The organism is Streptococcus sp. 2022WUSS083 (assembly GCF_044427155.1).
GTDB lineage: Bacteria > Bacillota > Bacilli > Lactobacillales > Streptococcaceae > Streptococcus > Streptococcus hashimotonensis.
On sequence record NZ_JAOTGK010000004.1, the window covers coordinates 70428 to 92617 of the forward strand.

Here is a 22190-nt window from a genome sequence, read left to right on the forward strand (position 1 = left end):
TAAACTATCTTTCTATTATACCATTTTCCAAGAAAAATGGAGCAAGGTAAGACCGAAACAGAATGTCGATCCCTTGCTCCATGAAGAACTAATAGTGCAATTTATAATAAAGGTGAAATAATTCGCAGTAGGGCTCCTCCCAAACGCTTATACCAAGAGTACGTTTTATGGAAGGTTAGAAGGTTAATTTGCTGTGATTTTTTGAAGGAATGAGCAAAGTCATCCTTAATAGCTGCCAAAACTGCCGAGTGATTGTAAATATAGAGGCCACATTCAAAATTAAGATAAAAAGAGCGAAAATCCATATTCACCGTACCAACAGTAGCTTTCTTATCATCGACCAAAACAACTTTGGAATGGACAAATCCAGGCTGGAATTCAAAGATTTCAATTCCTGCTTCCAAGTAAGTCGGAAAATCAGTACGAGCAGCCAAATAGGCTGATTTTTTATCATAGATGTGCGGGAGCAGAATGCGAACCTCGACTCCACGCTTCGCAGCATAAGTCAAATTATCAACCATTTCATCATCCAACACTAAGTAGGGTGTCATGATATAAATATAATCCGTTGCCGACTGAATCATGTCTAGGCAGACTCGTTTGGCTACCTCATCTCCATCAAATGGATTCTCGCCATACGGAAGGAAGAAACCTTCAGCATCAATGGTTTCCGTCTCTAAATCTTTATGCGTTTTGAGGTATTGTAGATCATCTGTCTCTGTCTTTTCATTGTAATTCCACATTTGAAGGAACATCAACGTAAAGTTTGCAACAGCTTCTCCCCTAATCATAATCGCTGCGTCTTTCCAGTAACCAAAACGCACTTTCTTGTTGATGTATTCATCTGCGATATTAATGCCACCAGTAAAGGCAACCTTTCCATCAATAATCGCAATTTTTCTATGGTCACGGTTATTTTGCACTGTAGATAAGGCTGGGATAATTTGAGAAAATACTTTGGCTTTTATCCCATATTTTCTCAAGGTTTTATAGTAATTATAGGGAAGATTGGTCAGTGAATTCATCCCATCATACATAAAACGAACTTCCACCCCTTGCGCTGCCTTTTCCTTCAAAATGTCAAGGATAGAATCCCACATATATCCCATATCGACAATAAAGTACTCCATGAAAATATACTGCTCTGCCTTTTTCAATTCTTCTAGTAGAGCTTCAAATTTTTCCTGACCTGTTGAAAAATAGACGGCATCCGTATTGGTATGAATTGGGTAGCCAACGTACTCACTCATGAAGTGAGCTAATTTCAATTGCTCCTTATCTTCCTGCTCCAATGCCTTCATGACCTTTTCAGACGTCTTACTATACTCCCGAAGTCTTTGTGCTTGCTTATGAAAATTTTTACGATAACGTTTGGTTTCAATGTTGGACTGCAAAATAAAATAGAATAGAGCACCAAAAATCGGAATACCAATGACAAAAATAATCCAGGTTAACTTAAAACTGGTATTCATCGGTCTATTGATGATTGAAATAGCCACAAAAATCGAAAAAATTTGCAAAACAATCAATAAAGCAGGCATATAGGTAGCTGCCGAACCTACCAACCAAAGAATAAGGAAAATGGTTAGAATAATCAAACTAATGACAATAAATGTCCGACTATATATAATTTTCCAAAGTTTTTCCATACATCTCTCCCTTATTTTTTTACCATTATAACAGATTTTAGTTCATTATCCTACTCAAAATAAATAGTCTCTATAATTCGATATTTCTGAATATTTTAAATATATAAACATATTCAATTTATATTGTAAAGACATATATTTTTTGATAAGATAGGCATGAAATAACCCGTTTTAATTTATTACCCCGTACACATTATCAAAAAGGAGGAAGTTCGTATGAAACTTTCATATAAGAAAAGGCTGTTGAATCAAGTCCTACTTGCCTCAACAGTTCTTTTAGCTGCATCTCTCGCTCAGGGAACGGTCTTCGCAAATACAGAGGAGATACCACCTACTACTAGTGAAACAGTGACTCCACTGCCTGAAGAGACTCCTATCATGGAAACTAGCACAAGCGGAGCTACAGATAATCTTGTAGAAGGGAAGGAGGCAGAAAAACAAACTGAAGAAATAGCAGATACTTCTCCTGCAGCTGTTTCCACAGAAGAAGATACAACATCTTCCGAGCCCAATGCCGAGGAAACTATGCTCAGAACAGCTAATAATGATAATCAGGATACTACAGAAGAAAAATCTGCCGTACCGACTATTGATACAGTTACACTCGAAACAAAAACTGTCTATCTATCGGAAGCAGTCACTATCACAGAATCCGCCACACTTCCAGATACGACTGAAAAAATAGAATGGACATTAGATGGAAAACCTATTTCCGAATGGAAAACCTGGAATTTGAAAGAGGGAGATTTCACAGGCGATACATTTATCACAGTAGAAGAAAGCAGACAGGATAACCAACTTCATTTGAATATCCAGCTCGCAGCTCTCTTTGGAGAAGATTTGAGTAAACGGACACCGAGTAATATTCGCCGTACCTATCGACATTTTATAAAAGATATGCTGTTGGAAGGTACTAGTGCCGATGGAAACTTGATAATTTCAAAAACTCTTCATTTCCGTCCTTATGAAGCCTACCGTACACATGAGGAAATGTTGACAGAGATTGAGGAAACTAAAAATAATGCTGCGACCGACCGCCTAGTAAGGATTGAGTCAATTGGTCAATCAGCTGAAGGTAGAGACATTAAAATGGCTGTTGTGGCTAAAGATCAAGCAAGTATTGATAAATATCTTACTGAGACAACACCACTCATGCTGACCCAACCCGACCAGATGCTGAAACAGTTGCAAGCTGGAACCTTCGACTATAAATTACCTATTCTCATCAACAACACTCATGCTGATGAACAACCCGGCATAGATGTGGTAACTAGCCTATTCAAAGAATTTGCACAAAAAGATACCATCACCTTCCCATCTACAGATGCCGATGGAAATCCTGTTACTCTTCATTTAAAAGTGACAGATTTGTTAGATAAATTTATCTTCTTGTTCAATTTCACAGAAAATCCTGATGGCGATGTTAAAAACTTGCGTTCACTAGTAAATGGTTTGGACCCTAACCGTGATACTGGTTTCCAAGTGAATCCAGAAACACAAGCCATCGTCCGTCAAATCCACAAATGGAATCCAATATCTGTTTTAGATATTCACGGTTTTGTATCTGGATTTCTCATCGAGCCTGCCACTCCGCCACATGACCCGAACTTTGAATATGATTTACTAGCCGATATTATGCTGGAAAAAGCTCATGAAATGGGCCGAGCAGGTATTGCAAATTCTAAATATGAACGCTACACCATCCCTAAAGTCCACTGGGGAGATGGTTGGGACGATTCCTTCTCAGGCTATACAGCGGTGTATGCAATGTACCACGGTATTCTTGGACACACAATTGAAATTCCAGAAGGAAATCAAGAATCATTCAAGGCTGGATTTTTTGCAGTTCTTGGTGGCATTCACAATATGGCAACCAAGCCAGACAGTCTTATGGAAATGCGTCTCAAATACTATTCACGCGGTGTCAATAAGGTAGAAGATCCAAAAGCAGAGTCTGAACTAGTCGGACCAGACGGAGCTGTTGTCGGACGTGTCAAAAAAGACCAGCCAAAATTCTTCCCAGACTACTATGTGATTCCTATGACGCTCGATAAACACAACGATATGCAAGAAGCATTTAAGATGATTGAATATTTCAATCGTAATGGGGTTGTTGTCAAGGAATTAACTGAAGATGTTGGAAACTTCCGCAAGGGCGACCTAGTTGTCGATATGGCTCAAGCCAAACGAGGATTCGCTAACCATGTCCTCTACGCTGGTTCTGATGAATCTGCTTGGGGAGCCATGTATGCTGAATTAGTGGTCAACTTCCCAGATATGAAAGGCTTTAGCGCCAAGGCTGTATTTGAAGAAAACGCCTTTAGCGGCAAATTAGGTAGCATCACATGGACAAAAGCTCCACGTACTATGGAAATTGATTTCAAAGCGCCTTATTATGTCGTCGCAAACACCTCTGAAAGCGCCGTTCAGGCCATTAATCAAGCCATCAAATCAGGCGCTAAGGTCTACCTTACAGACGATGGCTACATCATGGAAACTAACCAATTTAGTCACTTACTGGACACCTATGCTCTATACGGCGAGCCTCTCTATAAGAAGCCTATTGGACAAGAATTGAAAGCAATGAAGGTGTATGCTCCTTCTCACTCTTATAGTTGGGCAGGCGACTTTGCCATTCTTGCAAATGCTGCACTTGCGGTAGAACGAATGGGCTTTGAAATTGTCAATAGCGCAGATGAGGCTGATGCTATCATTCTCGAATCAGACCAATTCGATGCCAGTGTATTTGGTAAGAAACCAATTATCATCGTAGGTGGTATCGCCATGCAAAAACTGGAGGAATTAGGAATCTTAGCAGGTTTCAATGCGGAACAATTTACAGATGGTGGTGACTATGAAGGTCTCATGCGGGCTATTATTGATGATAAAGATCCATTAACAAGTGGCTACGCCATGAATGGACTTTTCTATTCCAACTCCGGTAATTGGATTGAAGGCATTCCTGAAGGATTTAAAACGCTTGTTAAAATTGCTGACAAAGATTATTATATCGCAGGTTGGTGGCCTGGTCATGACAAATTAGCCAATAAAATTGTCGCCATCGCTGGAAATTATCAAGACCAACCTGTCTTTATCTATGCAGGTAATCCAACAAACAAGGTCCACCCTGTTCACTTCTTCCGTTGGGTGTCCAACGCCCTATTTGGTAGCCAATTAGCAACCTTAGAAGACTTACCAGCTGTAGAAATTCTTGTACCACAACCTGAAATGCAAAAAAATATTCTGGATGAGGCGCCAAAAACTGCTACAGTAGTACATGCCACCAAGTCTACCGATGCAAAACAACTACCTCAAACAGGTGAAAAAACAAACTATATCGCTATCGCATTAGGTAGCCTACTTCTAGGCAGTATCGCCTTACGTAGAAAAGAGCGTAGCTAGTCTACACGAAAACGCCGAGTTTTATTTCGGCGTTTTTCTATGCTTATTTTAAATTAAATACTGTACTGGCCAAGTAGTCTGCTATTCTTGGAAAGAGAGTATAGAGTTTATGAGCAGCTGCTAGTGACCAAGGAAGGTTGATATCCCGCTTCTTCTTGCCCATAGCCGCCACAATCTTCTTGGCAACATAGTCTGGTTGCAGCAAGAAAGCCTTGACGCTCTCTTGATAGCTTCCGTCAGGATCTGCCTGATCGAAAAAGCTGGTTGCGATTGGACCTGGATTGACCGTAGTAACTGTCACACCATACTGGGCTAATTCCAAGCGAATGGTATTGGAAAATCCCATAGCTGCAAACTTGGTCGCCGAATAAACTGACGACTTGCTTGAAGCAATCAAGCCTGACATGGAAATGATATTGATAATCTGCCCGCTCCGTCTTGCCTTCATTCGTTTACCTACTAAACGGCACATGGTCATCAGAGCAAAAGTATTGATGTCAAACATAGCTTGCACCTGCTGGCTGGAAAAATTCTCAAAATCATCATATATGGCATAGCCAGCATTATTGACTAGAATATCAATCTGACCAAACTGACTATCCAGTTCATCGAAAAATGCCGTCAGAGCTATTTCATTTCGGATGTCTACATCAAAGACAGCCTTTTTTTCATGAAAGGCATAGAGTTGCTCGATTTTCTCCACATCTCGCCCTAATAAAATCAAGAAATCATCTTTGAGCAAAGGTACCATCTCCTGCACCAAACCTCCAGAAGCACCTGTTATCAGAATGGTTCTCATACTTCGATTTCCTCTAAATCCTTAACAATGTGGACATTTTCGAAGACGGTTCTAGCATCCTTGCGCAGCTGACTGACATCCTTGGCCAAAAAGCGAGGACTAATGTGATTGAGAAGCAGCTGTTTGACACCAGCATCCTTAGCAACCTGTGCGGCTTCCATATTGGTCGAATGCCCATGCTTGCGAGCAATCTTCTCATCGCCTTTTCCGTAAGTCGCCTCATGCACCAGCACATCAGCATTGACAGCTAAACGGACACTTGCATAGCACTTGCGCGTATCACCAAGAATGGTCACTACCTTACCAGGCCGAGGTGGAGAAAGATAATCACTCGCGATAATTTCAGTCCCATCTTCTAGCATTACATTTTGACCATTTTTTATTTGCCCAAAGAGGGGACCAAATGGTACACCCGCCGCGCGCAGAGCCTCTGCATCCAAGGTCCCTTCCAAATCTTTCTGGATGACACGATAGCCGACACAAGGAATGGTATGGTCCAGTTTTTCAGCGAATACCGTGAATTTGTCGGTTTCTAGGACCTGACCGACCGTATCAACATCAAATTCATGAAAATGAATGCGATAAGGTAGGCGTGTCCCAGATACTTTCAAACTTGCTAAGACAAAGGAACGAATGCCAACAGGACCGTAAATATCAATATCAGTCTGCTCCTCACTTGACTGGAAAGAACGGCTAGACAAAAAACCAGGTAGACCAAAAATATGGTCTCCGTGCAGGTGAGTGATAAAGATTTTTGCGACCTTTCGTGGACGAATAGTCGTTTCCAAAATTTGATTTTGAGTTCCTTCGCCACAATCAAAAAGCCAAACTTGATTGATTTCATCCAAGAGTTTCAAGGCCAAACTGGATACATTTCGAGCCTTGGAGGGCTGTCCAGCCCCCGTACCTAAAAATTGAATTTGCATTGTTTACTTTCTATTTTCTATAAATATTATCGCTGAGCGACCCGACCAGGCAAAAAATGACTGACCAGAAAAACCTTCCGCTACTTCCAGCACTTCTTCCTGATTAAAGCCTGAAATCTTGACCAAGCCTTCTCCTGTCTCCACTTGAGTCAAAAGGTAGTCTGTCTCAACTTCCTCTAACTCGGCGTCCTCAAAGGGATTGGCTTTCATGAAAATCTTGCCCTCCTCCACAAAGATGACATAGTGGGGAAAGACTTGGGCGATTTCAAAGAGCAAACTTCCTGTCACTTCCTCTACACCTTCCGAAAAAACCTGGGCCAGACCGTCCGCCGACACATAGGCAAATCCGAAGGACTTACCAGATAAATTCAGGCGGACAAAGGGCTTGTCCTCAGCAAAGCTGGGTTCTTTTGGAAAAAGGCTCAGCTGCTGAGATAGAGTGAGATAGTAGTTCGTCGCCTCTTCTGCTCCTTGTTTCTGGTAGATTTCCGCAAAATAAGCATTGATAACCGAAGGTGGTGGCGTGATAAAGTCTAGTTTTTGTTGGTCGGTCAAATCGGCTAATTTCTTAGCCAGATAAACCTTGTCCAGACTAGTAAAGCCACCGTATTTGATTGCCAAATCAAGATAATCTGTCATAAAATTCTTCCAACTTCCATTTATTGCTGGAAGCGATATAGCCTGATACCACTTCTACATCCTCTTCATAGGTTCGATTTTCTATCAGGGCAAGAGTTGCCAAATCATGCAATTTATAAGATTCAGCAAGTGGCACCCTGACCTCAAATCGTTCAAACATGGTCTTAATCTTGGCCAAGACCATCATTTGAATATGGCCTTTGGCATTTTCATCCTTAGCGGACAGCATGACATGAGGAAACTGACTAGGAGTAAAGCTGTCATCGGTCTTGTCCAACTTGTTGTAGAGAGCTAGACGTGGAATGTCCAGCATATCCAGGTCTTTCAAAATATCCAAGACCACCTGCTCCTGCTCACTGTGATTTGGGTCAGAGGCGTCGATGACATGGAGCAAGAGGTCCACATTCATGGACTCCTCCAAGGTTGACTTGAAGGCTGAAATCAACTCAGTCGGCAGGTCCTGAATGAAACCCACCGTATCGGTCAAGGTCACGTTGAACTTGTCAGCCAAGTTAATCTGCTTGGTCGTGGCATCCAGTGTGGCAAAGAGTTCATCTGCCTCATACTGTTGCTTGTCGGTCATGGCATTCATAATCGTGGACTTACCAGCATTGGTATAGCCAATCAAACCAATCTTGAAGACACCTGATTGTAGGCGGCGTTCACGGACAGTCGCTCGGTTTTTCTCAACTGTCTTGAGTTGACGTTCAATGTCGTGAATCTGATTGCGGATACTCCGTCGATTGAGCTCCAACTGGCTTTCACCTGGTCCACGAGAACCGATACCACCTGCCTGACGGCTAAGCATAATACCTTGTCCAACCAAGCGTGGCAACATGTACTTGAGCTGGGCTAGGTGGACCTGTAACTTGCCCTCGTGGCTTCGTGCCCGCATGGCAAAAATATCCAAAATCAACTGCATACGGTCAATGACTTTGACACCTAAAATCTCTTCCAGATTGACATTCTGACGGGGTGTCAGTCGGTTATTGACAATGACGGTATCAATCTCGTCAGCTTCGACCATCTGGGCAATTTCTTCTAGTTTCCCTGAGCCGACAAAGGTCTTGCTGTCGTATTTTTCTCGTTTTTGAGTGTAGACTCCCTTGACCAGAGCGCCAGCCGTCTTAGCAAGGCTTGCCAACTCCTCCATGGACATGTCAAAATTATCTATCTGCTGTAATTCCACTCCAACTAGGAGGGCACGTTCTTGTTCTTTCTGGGTTTCAATCATGTAAAAATTCCTCCACGGCGGTGAAAATCTGCGACTTGTAATCTGGATCGCCTACTGAATAGAAGGGAACCTGCATCCGATTTCTGAACCAAGTCAATTGGCGTTTTGCAAAGCGGCGGCTATTTTGCTTGACTTTATCAATTGCATCTTCTAGGCTGATTTGACCTGCTAAGTAGGGGAAAAACTCCTTATAGCCAATTCCCATAGCAGCTTGGGCATCTGGGTGTTCTTGGTAGAGCCAGCTAACTTCATCTAGTAAGCCCGCCGCCATCATCTTATCCACTCGCTGATTGATGCGGTCGTAAAGAACCTGTCTGTCATCCGTCAGGCAGATGTAAAGAGGCTCATATTCTGACTCTGTATTTTCTAAGTTTTTGCCAAATTTTTTCAACTCTAACCCACGAATGATTCTCCGTCGGCTGTTTCCCTCGACCATCAAACCTGCCTGCTCTGCCATTGCCACCAAAGCCTCATCCGACAAAAGGTCCAGTTCCGCCCGATAAGCAAGAACTTGCTCCTGGTCAACCAGCCCGCCCAGATGATAGCCTTCCAGTAGACTCTGGATATATAGGCCTGTTCCACCCACGATAATAGGCAACTTGCCACGACTAGTAATGTCTGCAATTAAAGCCTTGGCTTCTGCTACAAATTCATAAGCCGAATAACCCTCGGTCACATCTCGGACATCAATCAAGTGATGCACCGCAGCAGCCTGCTCTTCTGGGCTAGCCTTTGCCGTACCAATATCCAGTTTGCGATAGACTTGTTGGCTATCACCGCTGATAATTTCTCCCTTGTAGCGCTGGGCCAATTCAATTCCTAAAGCAGTTTTTCCTACCGCAGTTGGTCCAATGACCACAATAACTTTAGTTTTCATCTTTTTCCTTGAAAATATTTTGTTTTTTCGCTAAAATCTATTATAACACAACTAAAGGAGAAATAACTATGGCTAAAGGTTTTGGTAAAGGTTTCTTAACAGGTGTTCTTTCTACAGTTGCTCTTGCAGCAGGTGCAGTCTTCACCGTTCACAAAACAATCATTGAACCAGAAGAAAAGAAAGAAGCCTTCATTGAAGAAAATCGTAAAAAAGCTGCGCGCCGTCGTGTTGCACACTAATTTTTTACAATTGCTCAGGACAATAAGCTGAATTTAAGTTCATTGTCCATAAGTATAAAATCCTATCTCCTATGTGAGATAGGTTTTTTTATGAACATTTTTATTTCCAAAAACTTAAAAATAAATGTTTAGAACACGTGAATACATTGTTGTGATAGGGAAAAGATTTTTAAATATGTCAATTCAATGCATTTGAGTATTTTTAACTTTTAAATCATGTCAATTCAAAGCACTTCAGTATTTTTACTTTTTTAATAAGTCAATTCAATGCATTTGAGTATAATTAAATTTTTATATATGTCATTTCAATGCATTTCAGTTTTTTTATTTTTTTAAATATGTCATTTAACAATTTTGATGCATTTTACATTTTTAAAGTGATTATTGCATTCTCTGAATCCCATTTCGGAATCATAAAATTTCCCAGCCTACTTGTCACATATAGTAAGCATATAGTATAAAAAGGCTGGCCTAGACCAACCTAATCAACTATAAAATAATATCTTCTTTTTCAATCAGTACGATTGTCCACATCATAACTATTGTAACGAGAGCTAGAGCAATAATCAGAGGGAGCCAGCTATTAAATAAGGGGTAGCTGTAACCTAATAAACCTGGACCAACAGCTGCGATTAGATATCCACCAGTTTGCACCATCCCCGAAAGTTGAGCCGTTGCCTGACTGGAACTTGTTTTCATGGAAAAACTCAACATCATATAAGGAAATAGGGCTGCATTTGAAAAACTTAAAATAATGTGAAGTGCTGACCAAAGAATGAGATTGGTCGGAATCAATGCCATCATAGCCAAGCCAAGCAAGGTAACAGAGGAAATAGCCAGCATGATATTTCGACGCATTTCTTTTGTCTGACGGGAAAGAACAGCTGGGATAATCATAGACATGGGAATAGCTGTCATATTAAAGAAACCAGCCATTAGACCTGCTTCTGCCTTACTAAAGCCAACTGATTGAGAAATGGTTGGCAACCAGGTAATCTCTGTATAGTAGAGGACTGATTGTAGCCCACCAAATATCAAAAAGGTAATCGCTGCTTTATTTTTCCAGATAGATGATTTCTGTTTTCCTTGGTTCTCACTTGCAAATCGATGGTTATTTTTTACATTAGGCAACCAGATTAGGAAAGCCAGAAGCACCAATCCTGTAATTAACAGAATAAAAAATTCCCAAGAACTAGAGGATACAATTGGAACAGCAATCATGGATGCAACTGTTGCCGCCACCCCCATGAGAGTGATATAAATCGTCGTATACAGACCAATTTTCTTTGGAAAATTAGCCGCAACCAAACTTGGTAGCAAAACATTAATAAACGCTATTGTAGCACCAACAAGCATAGTACCAATGTAAAGGGCTGGTAAGTTGAGAACTCGCATCCCTGAACCAAGCACCATGACCAGTAAGACCAGGGCCATTAGTTTTTCCATGCCAAACTTAGCCGCAAGACGCGGTGCTAAGGATGAACAGAGGGCAAACATGATGAGCGGAATAGAGGTTAAAATTCCTAATGAACTCACTTCTACTCCCAGTCCTGCTGCAACATCTGTCAAAATAGCAGGTAAAGCTGTAAAGGGGGCACGCATCACGACCCCTAGCATGACGATTCCTGCAATTATAAAGGGTGATTGTTTTTTCATTTTTCTCCTAAGTCTCCTAATGTTCGGATTTCAGCACTTTCGATTATACCATAGTTGACAAATGATAGAAAGTTATTTCCGTCTTTTTTTCTAGTTATAGTTTTTAACTATGGATTTGCCATGAAAATAACTATTTTTCAAATGATAGCTTCTGAGTTAGAATAGGTTCATCACTAAAACGAAAGAGAGATACATATATGACAACTTCAAGATTCCAATTAGTCGGTTCACTTCTTCGACCAGCAAACTTAGGAGAATTTAAACGTAAAATTGAGCATCGTGACAATATCCAATACCCATTCTACGACGCCTTTGATGGCTATCAAGAAACTGAAGCTGCAACTATCGAGGCGATTGTAGCTGAACAAAAAGCAAATGGTATTGATATTGTAACAGACGGTGAGTTTTCAAAATCAATGTGGCATCTTGACTTTGTCTGGGGCTTCGATGGTATCGATCGTTACATTGCTGAGCATGGTTATCCTTTTAAAGACCATGATGGACAAATTTTTGAAACACGTAAGGATATTGGATTACGTATCACAGGTCCTCTTTCAGCAAAAAATCACCATTTCATTGACATTTATAAAAAAGTTAAAGAACTAGCTGGTGAAACTGATACAAAGTTAACTGTATGGGGACCTGCCCATGCCTTTACCGAGCTTGTTCTCTTCAATGGTCAAGTCGGTCCAGACCAAGTTTATAAAACACGTGAGGATTTGAAAGAAGGTTTATTGGCTGCCTATAGAGAATTTTTAGACCAGTACAAGGAAGCTGGTGGACAAATCGTTCAATTCGATGACTGCCTTTGGGAATTATTCGACCCTGCTAACCCTGTACCTTTCTTGCCACAAGACGATTCTGAAGCATTGGCTGCTTTGGCTGACGAGTTTGTTGCTATCAATAATGCTGTTATTGATTACGGACATGAAATTGGCTTAACCGTCTGGACGCACAACTGCCGTGGTAACTATGAAAGCCGCTCAGCAGCTGGCGGAACTTACGAAGCCATTGCTGAAAAATTCCTGCGTGACCAAAAATACGATCGATTCTTCCTTGAGTGGGATGATGAACGTGCAGGTGATTTAAAAGCTTTGGAAAGCTTGCGTGATAAGAATGTCGAAGTCGTTCTTGGTCTACTTTCAAGTAAAACTTCTGATTTGGATGATGAAGAACGTGTGTACAAATTACTCGAGGAAGCAAGCAAGATTATTCCAAAAGAGCGTCTCTACTTGTCACATCAATGTGGATTCGCTTCATGTGATTCAGGTAATGAATTAGCCATCCCGCAACAGTGGGCAAAAATTAAACAAGGCCAAGAAATTGCAGAGAAGTTTTGGTCTTAAGCCACTTCTTGTTATTCGTGCATAAAAGCCCCGCCATTTGGCAGGGCTTTTATTTGTTTGTTAATCAATCCTAATATAGCAAAGGCGCCAACAGTAAAATCACAAGTAAGGCTAACAAATGCCCAACTGTTACTAGGATAAACGAATACTTGAGTCCACGTTTCATACTTAATTTCGAAAGATTGTGGAAGGTAATCATCACGCCAGACTGAGGCACAACTGTCAAGATAGCTGATGCAACAACTACTACACGATGCAGCAACTCTGGATTAATCCCCATTTCTAAATAGGCAGGAAGGAAATTACTTGAAGCAATACCTACTGCACCAGAAGAGGAACCGATAATACCACTAACCAATGCTGTCGAAACAGATAAACTAATCAGCGGCGATCCTGGTATTTGTTGAATCCATTCTTGAATGACTGCAAAACCTGCTGACAAGGTTAACACCGTCCCAAATGCTACTGTACTAGAAGTTGCAAAAGCAGGCACTATAGATGCTGTTGTCGCAGCATTCAAAATTTCTTTTTGATTTGGCAGATATGGATAAAAAATCAAGGCTGATAGAAGAATAGAGACCAACAATCCGATTGCCAGGACATTCGGAGTTTTACTCATTAGGAAAATCGTCCCAATAAGACTGAATAGAGGCAAGACTGATAAAAATAGATTTGGTGTCTTATCAGCTACCACTACTGCAGTTTCATCCTCTTCTTCTGTATACGTCTCTCCATTTGCTAGACTTTTCTTGAGGCAGTAGGCCATGTAGAGCAAGCCAAATACTAATAGCGTCAAGCTGGCTGCCAAACTGATAATGGGTGCCGCGGTCAAGCTAGTTCCCAAAACTTTTGTAGGAATAACATTCTGGATGGAAGGTGCCCCAGGAAGAGTTGTCATCGTATAGGTACCTGCTCCCAAAAAGACAGGAATCGGAAAAAGTGCCCAGTTGATATTCAACTCTTTAAAAAGGGGGCGTGAAAGGGGAAGCAAGGTAAAAATAACTACAAAAATACTCACACCACCATAGGTCAGAATGGAAGCAATCAAAGTTATGGCTAACAAGCCCTTATAGGGACTATCTTTTTCCATTACTTTCAAAATACTATTGGCGATCGTCTGCGTGGCTCCACTTGCCTCCATATAACGTGCCAAGATAGACCCCAACATAAAGATGGCAAAATTATTAATCAAAAAACCTGCTAAGCCCGCCATATAAGACTGCTCTTTGCCCAACATAACTTCCAAAACATTCATCTGATTGGTCAGAATGATGATTAAACTAGCTAGTGGTGCAGCAATGATAACATGTAAATTTTTTGATGTCCAATAAATAATGGCTACAATAGCCAATAAAACTCCTAAAGTTGCTAAAATTGTCATAAAACTCCTTTACCTAATCTATCCTCTAATAAACCTAGTATCAGAGGCAACTATTTGAAAATTTTTATATCTTTTTGTTCCCCTAGTTCTGCAAGCAAGTCCGATACCACTTTTTTCAAAATTGGGTGACAGTAATCAGAAGCAATCTCAGCAAGAGGTTTGAGAACAAATGCTCTTTCATGGGCGTAGGGATGGGGAACAATCAGATTCTCTTCTTGAATCTTCTCTTCGTCCCAAAAAATAATATCCAAATCAATGGTGCGTTGGCCCCATTTTTCAATCCGTACGCGGTCAAGGTCCTGCTCAATCTCTTGGCAGAATGTTAAAAATTCCTGGGCAGACAAATCTGTTTCAACCTGACAGGCCAGATTGAGGAAATCAGCCTGATCTGTTTTGCCCCAAGCTGGTGTTTCATAAATGTTGGAAACTAAGCCAAGCTGGCAACCTAGATGACTGGCTAATTTGTCTAGGGCTGCCTGTAAATAAGCTTGCCGATTGCCCATATTCCCTCCGATACTGAGATAGGCTAGATGCTTCATGGTCGTTCACGCTCCAATTCAATTCCGACAGAATCATAGTGTCCAGCAATGGGCGGATTTTCCTTGTAAATGGCCAAGCGAATCTTCTCCACCTTTGGAAATTGATCAAAAATCTCCTGACAAATAACACCTGCTACCTTTTCTATAAGGATGTAGGGCTTGCCTTCCACAACTGCTTTAATGGTTTCAAAGACCATACCATAGTGAACTGTGTCTTCTAAATTGTCAGTTTGTGAAGCTGCTGTCAGGTCAACAAACAAATCACAGTCAACTGTGAAAATTTGACCAAGAACTTGTTCTTCTTTGAAGGCACCATGGTAGCCGTAAAAACGGCATTTATTGAGAGAAATCTTATCCATGTTGACCTCCAGAAGTCAATTGGTCCCAAACCTTAACGATATCACGGTTGGCAGCGACATTGTGGACACGGACCATTTTACAGCCTTTTTGGACTGCCCAGGCAGACAAGGCTGCCGTTGCTTGATCGCGGTCAGTTGGTAAACTATTTCCCCCAAGCAGATAATCCACCACACGCTTACGAGATATTCCAAATAGAACGGGATAACCAAGAGCAGTAATCTGTTCCAGACCTTGTAAGAGATCCAGATTATGTTGGACATTCTTTGAAAAGCCAAATCCTGGGTCTAACCAAATCTGGTCTGCGGAAACACCAGCATCAAGTGCTGCTTGGGCACGCTCAGCTAGAAAGTTTTTGACCTCTCCAACAACATCCGCATAGCTTTCGTCTTTCTGGTTGTGCATGAGAATAATTGGTACCTTATACTCCTCAGCCAGGGCCAACATATCTCCATCATAAAGTCCTGCCCAGACATCGTTTAAAATATCTGCACCTGCTTCCAAGGCTGCACGTGCAGTTCCTGTTTTATAGGTATCGACGCTGACCAGACAGTCATAGTTTTCTTTGATAGCGCGGATAATCGGAACCACGCGAGCAATCTCGTCTTCTTCAGACACAAATGTTGCACCTAGCCGAGTGGACTCACCACCAACATCAATGACGGTAGCACCCTCAGCCAACAACTTTTCTACTTGTACCAAGGCAGACTCCACCTCATTATAGTGACCACCATCTGAAAATGAATCTGGCGTCACATTGAGAATCCCCATAATGGTTACTTGATTCGCTAACTGTTCGATTGACATAGAACCTCCTATTTATTGTGAATCATGGACAAGAGTTCACGGCGCAAAATAGCATCTTCCTTATATTTGCCAAGGGCAACTGTGGTCACTGTCTTACTACCTGGCTTGCGAATACCACGCATACTCATACACATATGCTCTGCTTCGACCATGACAAAAACGCCTTCTGGTTCAAGGGCATCTTGAAGGGCATGAGCAACTTGATGAGTTAAACGCTCCTGCAATTGAGGGCGACGACTTGCTACCTCCACTGCACGCGCCAATTTGCTAAGACCTGTCACACGCCCCTTACTCGGAATATAGGCTACATGGGCAATGCCATAAAAGGGTACCAAATGGTGTTCACACATAGAATGAAAAGGAATATCCTTGACCAAAACAACCTCTTCATGACCTTCTGAAAAGACAGCTGTAAATTGGTCTTTGGGATCCTCTTCTAGGCCGTTAAACATTTCTAAATACATCTTAGCGACCCGTTTAGGCGTATCTAATAAACCTTCACGATTCGGGTCCTCACCCAATAATTCTAATAATTGATAAATTGTTTGTTCGATTTGTTCTTGTTTTGACATAGTGCATCCTAAATAGTTTGATGTTCTTATTATACCTCAAAAACTGTTTTCAGAAAAGGGCTTTCAGTATGCTAATCCCAAAACTGTCCCCTACCAGAGCACCAAGCAGGTGTCCCTACTCCCACCTTTGTGGTATAATAGGATAAATCAACTACAAGGAGCCTCTATGACCAAGAAACCCGTCCAACTCGCTACGATTTGCTACATTGATAATGGCAAGGAATTTCTTCTCCTTCATCGAAACAAGAAAGAAAACGATGTCCATCAAGGAAAATGGATTGGGGTCGGTGGCAAGCTGGAACCTGGCGAAACACCACAGGCTTGCGCTATTCGTGAAGTCTTTGAGGAAACTGGGCTTACTGTAACAAAGCATGCTCTAAAAGGAGTGATAACCTTCCCAGACTTTACTCCAAACACAGACTGGTACACCTATGTCTTTAAGATAACTGGTTTTGAAGGAAGTCTTATTGACTGCAATGAAGGTGACTTAGAGTGGGTTCCCTATGACCAAGTCTTGTCCAAACCAACTTGGGAGGGCGACCGGCATTTTCAAGAATGGCTATTAGAGGACAAACCATTTTTTTCCGCTTGCTTCCGCTATGATGGGGACAAACTGCTTGATTACAGTGTTGATTTTTATGAAGAATAAGCTAATAAAAAACGAAAAAAGCCTTGGAAATCCAGGGCTTCTTTGATATTACAAATACTTCTTCTTCGGCATTTGCTTGTTTAATACGACATCCAAGGGACCGGCTGACAATACTGTATCTACCAAACGTTTATCTGTAATTTTCTTATCAAGAAGGACTTGATATTCTAAAACAAGTGCTTCTTTTTTCTTTTTGTATTTAAGGGATAATAAATCAGACTGCTTGCAAGATTTACCAAATTGATTTTCAAAAAATTGATCGTAGTCAAAATTCATTGGCACTATCACCAAGAGATGACGACGATTTTGATTGACTTGGGCAAAGCTGATATTTTCAAAAATCAAGATACAAGCAGATAGGATGAGACAGCCAAACCTAGGAAGCCCATCCCTGTCGCTAGACCGATTGCCATCGCTAAGAGGACTGCAAGCATTTCCTTTGAAGAACCTGCTGCTGAGCGGAATTTAATTAGACTGAAAGTCCCTGCTACTGCAACACCCGCTCCCAAGTTACCATTAACTAATGCAATAATAACAGCAATCAATGCCGGCATCAGACTTAGTGTGATGACAAATTCCTTTGTATAATTAGATTTATATTTATAAACAGCCGCTAAGAGTACCCCCATGGATAGACTAACTCCAAAAACCATGGACATTTGCGCTAAGGTAATATTGCTATTGGCCGTTGAAAAGATACTATTAAACAGCTGCATGTTTGCTTACTTCCTCTCCAGTGATGTTGTGGGCAAGCTTATAGGCATTGCCATATTTTGAAAATGATTGCTTTTCGATTTGGTATTTTTCGAGCAGGGCTACCAACCAGTCTGGTCGTTCTTCTGGAACTTTTACTTCCATGATTACTTTGGTTGGGTCTAATAGGTTCTTACCAAATTTACCTTCCATTGCATCCACATCGTAGTCTCGATAAAGTAAGTTCTTATCGATTGTGAGACGAACTTTTTTGTCTTCGATTCCTTTATAGGATACGCGATCGTAGTAGATATACATCTTCGGCTTAATAGTACCGTAGCGTTCTCTCAACATTTCGAGTTCTGAGGTTACCTTATCATCCTTGATTGTGGAATCAATCACTCCATTTTCGATATAATTTGCTACAGAAACAGGGTTTGAAGTTAAACGGTATTTATAGCCAATTTTATTTTCTTTTTTCTTGATTTCAAGAAAAGCTTGACTCGATTCAGATGGTGTCGCATCATAGACACGCATCCGAATTTTCTCACGTCCATTCTTTTTGGCAAGTGAATCTTGAATCATATCAAAATCTTCATTATCAAAGTAGATATTGGTAATCGTTGATGTCGCAAACTCATCTGCCATCATGTACTGACGAAGTTCCTTTTCTAAAAGTTCAAAAGTTTTTTTATCAACGATATATTTAGTCTCTTTACGCTTAAACTGCTTTTGTACGATTCTTGTTTTCATTATTGTGCCTCTTCTATCCTAAATTTTGACAGGTCCCTGTCTTGTTTACAAGATATAGTTTACCGACCTAGCTTTAAATGAAACTGAAAATAAAATTAAACAAAACTTAAACTGCAATAAAGTTGAAATTCTTTTGTCACATTCTAATCTATGCTACAATAGTCCTATCAATAGTAAGGCAAGGAGAAACCCATGTACGAATTTGTCCTAGAATACGGCTCTTTCCCCGTAAAACTCATCGACGGTTTTGTCAACAATCGCTCAGAAATCCCTGATTTTCTCAAAGAAGACGAAGAAATGATTGCCCGCTTGAATGAGATTAACGAACTCTTCCACCAACTTTTCTTAACCATCGAGTGCAAGTTTGACTACATCGGCAAACAATTTCCTGACAAGATTGAACAACTACGAGAACTCTATCATCCCCTGGCAGACGATTTACTAGCCAAGTATGGCAACCAGATAGAGTTGAAGATTGAACCCTTTATTTTGTAAGACAAAAGAGATGACCGCAATCATCTCTTTTCTTCTATTCTGTATTCCAAACCATATTGGTCGCGCGACAAGTAGCCGTAGTCCACCAGGTAGCGTCTCAATATAGCATAATCATCATAGACTTCAGCTAGAAAGGCATTAACCTCTTTTTCGGTGAATGTTGAGCCTTTCTTAGCTAACTCTTCTTGTAAATAAGCAAACAAGACCTGCTTACTTTTTAATTTTTTAGGAATAACGATAAGCTTGCCTTCTCGAAAAAATTTTTCTTGAATATCTTGAGTGTTCATACTTCCCTCCAAAAAATCCTAGCCCGCTGACTAGGATTTCACAAGATTTACATGTTAACGGATTTCAGCTCCAAGCTCAACCAAAGCCTTACTAATTTTCTCCATGTACTTAGCTACTTCTTCATCCGTCAAGCTATCCGTAGGATTTTGGAAGGTCAGGTTATAAGCCATAGACTTCTTACCAGCCTCAATATTATTGCCCGCATAGACATCAAAGAGGGTCACCTTGGTCAAGCGTTTCACGCCCGCACCAGCAATGGCATCCAGGACATCCTGATGCTTGACATCACTGCTCAAAAGTAGGGCAATATCACGGCTAACCGCTGGGAATTTAGAGATTTCGGTAAATGGCTGAGCAGGCTGGAGAGCTTCTTCAATCGCATCCAGATTGATTTCAGCCACATAAGTCTCAGGAATACCGTAGTCCTTGGCCGTTTGAGGATGTACCTGACCGACAAAGCCGATCAAAGCCCCATTCAAATGGATTTCAGCTGTACGACCTGGGTGCAGAGCAGCAATCTCACTGGTCGCCACAAAGTCAACTGCCAACTTGTAATGAGCAAAGATAGCTTCCAAAATACCTTTAGCATGGAAGAAATCAACGGGTACAGCAGGTGTCTGGAAGTCTTTCTCAGCTACCAAACCTGTCAAAACAAGGGCAAATTTATTGATTTCTTGTGGCAGGTCCTCTTTTGGATTGCCAGACTGTTCAAAGATTTTACCGATTTCGTAGAGGGCCAAGTTCTTGTTCTTACGAGCCACGTTGTAAGCTACCGTTTCCAGCATACCAGATACCATGTTCTGACGAAGGGCAGAGCGGTCAATGGTCATCGGCCACATGAGTTCGGTGACTGTGGTTGGACGAGCCGCAAACTCCACAGCCTTTTCAGGTGTTGTCAAGGCATAGGAAATGATTTCTGTCAGACCTGCACCTTCTGCCAGGCTACGTACTTGGCGACGGATGTTCTGGGTCAGGGTCAACTCACCTGCTGTACCGTCCTCTTTCGGAAGAGTGGTCGGCAGATTATTATAGCCATAGATACGTGCGATTTCCTCTACCAAGTCTGCTGGGATGCGAATGTCCCAACGACGACGCGGTACTGCTACTGTAAACTGACTTGCATCGCCAGTTGTTTCCATACCTAAACGACGGAAAATGTCTGCGATTTGGGCATAGTCAAGATTGGTCCCGAGCGAGCGGTTGACATAATCAATGGTCGCTGTGACTGGGACATCAGAAGTGTCCACGCTACCCGCAGAAACGATGCCAGACAAGACCTGACCGCCAGCCAGTTCTGCAACCATAGCAGCTGCTGTGTCCATAGCCTCCTTCAAAGTTGCTACGTTGATGCCTTTTTCAAAGCGAGAAGAGGACTCAGAGCGAAGGTTGAGGCGACCTGAGGTCTTGCGGATAGACTTGCCGTCAAAGAGGGCAGCTTCCAGCACAACCGTCTTAGAGTTGTTGTCAATTTCTGTGTTGGCACCACCCATGACACCACCAAGGGCAACTGCCTTGTCCGCAACGGAAATGACGATGTCATCAGTAATCAAGTCACGCTCTTCGCCGTCAAGCGTTACCAAGTTCTCACCCTCTCTTGCCTGGCGAGCCACGATTTTCTTGCCGTCAAACTTGTCAAAGTCAAAGGCGTGCATTGGCTGACCGAAGTAGAGCAAGATGTAGTTGGTGATGTCCACCACGTTGTTGAGCGGGCGGATACCTGCGTTCATGAGCAGGTTTTGCAACCACTGTGGACTCGGTGCGATAGTCACATTTTCAATGACACGGGCTGTGTAGGCAGTCACCTTGTCTGATTCAATAGCCACTTCAATCACATCGCTGGCCTTCTTGTCGCTTTCCTCCAAGGTCACAGGCTTGAAGTTGACCTTGCTGTCATAGATAGCCGCCACTTCGTGAGCCACGCCACGCATAGAGAGGGCGTCGGCACGGTTCGGCGTGATAGACAGCTCGATAATCTCATCGTCGAGGTCAAGATATGAAAAGACTGGCTCACCCACGACTGCATCTTCAGGCAGGTGGTAGATTCCGTCCGCATAGACTTTTGGCACCACAGAGTCGGACACGCCGATTTCGCTCAATGAGCAGAGCATACCCAAGGACTCAACTCCGCGGATTTTGCCTTTCTTGATCTTGTAGTTGCCAGCGATACGAGCTCCTGGCAGAGCGGCGATCACCTTGATTCCTGGCTTGACATTAGGAGCACCGCAAACGATTTGCGTGATTTCCTCACCAACATTGACCTGGCAGATGTTGAGGTGGGTATCTGGAATTGGCTCAGCAGACACAACCTGACCGACAACCAACTTAGACAGGCCAGCACTCTTTTGCTCAACCCCTTCTACCTCAATCCCTGTTGTTGACATTTTTTCAGACAAGTCATGGCTTGTCGCATCAAAGTCAACGAGTTCTTTTAACCATTTGTAACTTACTAACATAACTTTTCTTTCTTTATTTTTTTAGAAAACACTACTTTTTCAACTGTAAACCTAGTGAGAGGAGTAGGTAGACCGCTAGAGCAGCTACCGCTTCTCTCAATCTACTAACTTTATCGGATTACGACGCTCTAATGTTGAAAACGACATTTTTTCAACATTAGAACTAGTGAGGGGAGTAGGTAGACCGCTATAACAGCTACCGTTTCTCTCAAACAACAATTTACTAACTTTAGCAGATTACGACGCTCTAATGTTGAAAACGATATTTTTTCAACATTAGAGCTAGTGAGACGATTAGACAGTTCGCCAAAGCGACTGTCGTCTCATAAATAGGTGCTTCAGCACCATTTATGAGTATCGAATTACGACGGATTTCAAGCAAAACGATATTTTTTGCTTGAAATCCTAGTAAGGTAGCTAGGGAAGTCGCAGAATA

20 protein-coding genes and 1 pseudogene are annotated in these 22190 nt (G+C 41.9%); 5 read left to right on the top strand and 16 right to left on the bottom strand.

All coding sequences use genetic code 11. The features are described 5' to 3' along the window. Positions 1-101: 101 nt before the first annotated feature. Positions 102-1649 carry a cardiolipin synthase gene (gene cls / locus ODU41_RS06210; RefSeq protein WP_398578769.1) on the bottom strand — a complete coding sequence of 516 codons (1548 nt, stop codon included), beginning with the start codon at positions 1647-1649 and terminating at the stop codon, positions 102-104. 216 nt (positions 1650-1865) lie between these two features. Here cls and ODU41_RS06215 point away from each other — a divergent pair, with 216 nt between their 5' ends. Then, positions 1866-5051, top strand: a complete 3186-nt coding sequence (locus tag ODU41_RS06215; RefSeq protein WP_398578771.1) for a M14 family zinc carboxypeptidase — start codon at positions 1866-1868, stop codon at positions 5049-5051. A 43-nt stretch (positions 5052-5094) separates the two neighbouring features. Here the strand turns inward: ODU41_RS06215 and ODU41_RS06220 are convergent, their stop codons facing one another. From ODU41_RS06220 to miaA, 5 genes are read right to left on the bottom strand one after another with little or no spacing between them, the layout of a single operon-like run. Beyond that, positions 5095-5850: an SDR family NAD(P)-dependent oxidoreductase gene (locus tag ODU41_RS06220; RefSeq protein WP_398578772.1), complete on the bottom strand. Its 756-nt coding sequence runs from the start codon at positions 5848-5850 to the stop codon at positions 5095-5097. Beyond that, complete coding sequence (gene rnz, locus ODU41_RS06225) at positions 5847-6776, bottom strand: ribonuclease Z (RefSeq protein ID WP_398578773.1); 930 nt, start codon at positions 6774-6776, stop codon at positions 5847-5849. The genes ODU41_RS06220 and rnz overlap by 4 nt, the downstream gene beginning before the upstream one ends. Positions 6777-6779: 3 nt before the next feature. Beyond that, complete coding sequence (locus tag ODU41_RS06230) at positions 6780-7415, bottom strand: cystathionine beta-lyase (RefSeq protein ID WP_398578774.1); 636 nt, start codon at positions 7413-7415, stop codon at positions 6780-6782. Continuing rightward, complete coding sequence (gene hflX / locus ODU41_RS06235; RefSeq protein WP_398578775.1) at positions 7399-8649, bottom strand: GTPase HflX; 1251 nt, start codon at positions 8647-8649, stop codon at positions 7399-7401. Before hflX ends, ODU41_RS06230 begins: the two co-directional genes overlap by 17 nt. Then, complete coding sequence (gene miaA, locus ODU41_RS06240) at positions 8642-9526, bottom strand: tRNA (adenosine(37)-N6)-dimethylallyltransferase MiaA (RefSeq protein ID WP_398578776.1); 885 nt, start codon at positions 9524-9526, stop codon at positions 8642-8644. The genes hflX and miaA overlap by 8 nt, the downstream gene beginning before the upstream one ends. Before the next feature lie 68 nt (positions 9527-9594). Here miaA and ODU41_RS06245 point away from each other — a divergent pair, with 68 nt between their 5' ends. Continuing rightward, positions 9595-9765 carry a DUF3042 family protein gene (locus tag ODU41_RS06245; protein ID WP_002941416.1) on the top strand — a complete coding sequence of 57 codons (171 nt, stop codon included), beginning with the start codon at positions 9595-9597 and terminating at the stop codon, positions 9763-9765. A gap of 489 nt (positions 9766-10254) precedes the next feature. Here ODU41_RS06245 and ODU41_RS06250 read toward each other — a convergent pair whose 3' ends face one another. Next, the gene (locus tag ODU41_RS06250; RefSeq protein WP_398578777.1) at positions 10255-11421 is read right to left on the bottom strand and encodes an MFS transporter; all 1167 of its coding nucleotides are present in this window, start codon (positions 11419-11421) and stop codon (positions 10255-10257) included. A 197-nt stretch (positions 11422-11618) separates the two neighbouring features. On the opposite strand from ODU41_RS06250, the gene ODU41_RS06255 reads away from it, so the two are divergent. Then, on the top strand, positions 11619-12767 hold the full coding sequence (locus ODU41_RS06255) for a cobalamin-independent methionine synthase II family protein (RefSeq protein WP_105133826.1): 1149 nt from the start codon (positions 11619-11621) through the stop codon (positions 12765-12767). A gap of 70 nt (positions 12768-12837) precedes the next feature. On the opposite strand, the gene ODU41_RS06260 is transcribed toward ODU41_RS06255, so the two are convergent. Genes ODU41_RS06260 through folE form a run of 5 tightly spaced genes read right to left on the bottom strand, consistent with a single transcriptional unit; the run spans position 12838 to position 16423 of the window. After that, positions 12838-14148: a GntP family permease gene (locus ODU41_RS06260; protein ID WP_105133825.1), complete on the bottom strand. Its 1311-nt coding sequence runs from the start codon at positions 14146-14148 to the stop codon at positions 12838-12840. A gap of 50 nt (positions 14149-14198) precedes the next feature. Then, complete coding sequence (folK, locus tag ODU41_RS06265) at positions 14199-14687, bottom strand: 2-amino-4-hydroxy-6-hydroxymethyldihydropteridine diphosphokinase (protein WP_398578778.1); 489 nt, start codon at positions 14685-14687, stop codon at positions 14199-14201. After that, positions 14684-15046 (bottom strand): dihydroneopterin aldolase, encoded by a 363-nt coding sequence (folB, locus tag ODU41_RS06270; RefSeq protein ID WP_012027113.1) that lies wholly within the window; start codon positions 15044-15046, stop codon positions 14684-14686. Before folB ends, folK begins: the two co-directional genes overlap by 4 nt. Beyond that, the gene (folP, locus tag ODU41_RS06275; RefSeq protein WP_258784485.1) at positions 15039-15851 is read right to left on the bottom strand and encodes a dihydropteroate synthase; all 813 of its coding nucleotides are present in this window, start codon (positions 15849-15851) and stop codon (positions 15039-15041) included. Before folP ends, folB begins: the two co-directional genes overlap by 8 nt. Positions 15852-15859: 8 nt before the next feature. Next, entirely contained in the window at positions 15860-16423 is a 564-nt protein-coding gene (gene folE / locus ODU41_RS06280; protein WP_002938082.1) for a GTP cyclohydrolase I FolE, read from the bottom strand. Between the two features lie 166 nt (positions 16424-16589). Here folE and ODU41_RS06285 point away from each other — a divergent pair, with 166 nt between their 5' ends. Then, positions 16590-17072 (top strand): 8-oxo-dGTP diphosphatase, encoded by a 483-nt coding sequence (locus ODU41_RS06285; RefSeq protein WP_024381385.1) that lies wholly within the window; start codon positions 16590-16592, stop codon positions 17070-17072. A 48-nt stretch (positions 17073-17120) separates the two neighbouring features. Here ODU41_RS06285 and ODU41_RS06290 read toward each other — a convergent pair. Continuing rightward, positions 17121-17788 (bottom strand): annotated as a pseudogene (locus tag ODU41_RS06290) (DUF4956 domain-containing protein). Further along, positions 17775-18518 (bottom strand): polyphosphate polymerase domain-containing protein, encoded by a 744-nt coding sequence (locus ODU41_RS06295; RefSeq protein ID WP_012027116.1) that lies wholly within the window; start codon positions 18516-18518, stop codon positions 17775-17777. Before ODU41_RS06295 ends, ODU41_RS06290 begins: the two are co-directional and overlap by 14 nt. Before the next feature lie 192 nt (positions 18519-18710). Between ODU41_RS06295 and ODU41_RS06300 the strand changes: the two genes are divergently transcribed. Beyond that, complete coding sequence (locus ODU41_RS06300) at positions 18711-19013, top strand: hypothetical protein (protein WP_002938072.1); 303 nt, start codon at positions 18711-18713, stop codon at positions 19011-19013. A 20-nt stretch (positions 19014-19033) separates the two neighbouring features. On the opposite strand, the gene ODU41_RS06305 is transcribed toward ODU41_RS06300, so the two are convergent. Both ODU41_RS06305 and pheT read right to left on the bottom strand, forming a co-directional pair. Next, complete coding sequence (locus tag ODU41_RS06305; protein WP_012775169.1) at positions 19034-19300, bottom strand: DUF2087 domain-containing protein; 267 nt, start codon at positions 19298-19300, stop codon at positions 19034-19036. Between the two features lie 54 nt (positions 19301-19354). Then, positions 19355-21754 (bottom strand): phenylalanine--tRNA ligase subunit beta, encoded by a 2400-nt coding sequence (gene pheT / locus ODU41_RS06310; protein ID WP_398578779.1) that lies wholly within the window; start codon positions 21752-21754, stop codon positions 19355-19357. Between the last annotated feature and the right edge of the window lie 436 nt (positions 21755-22190).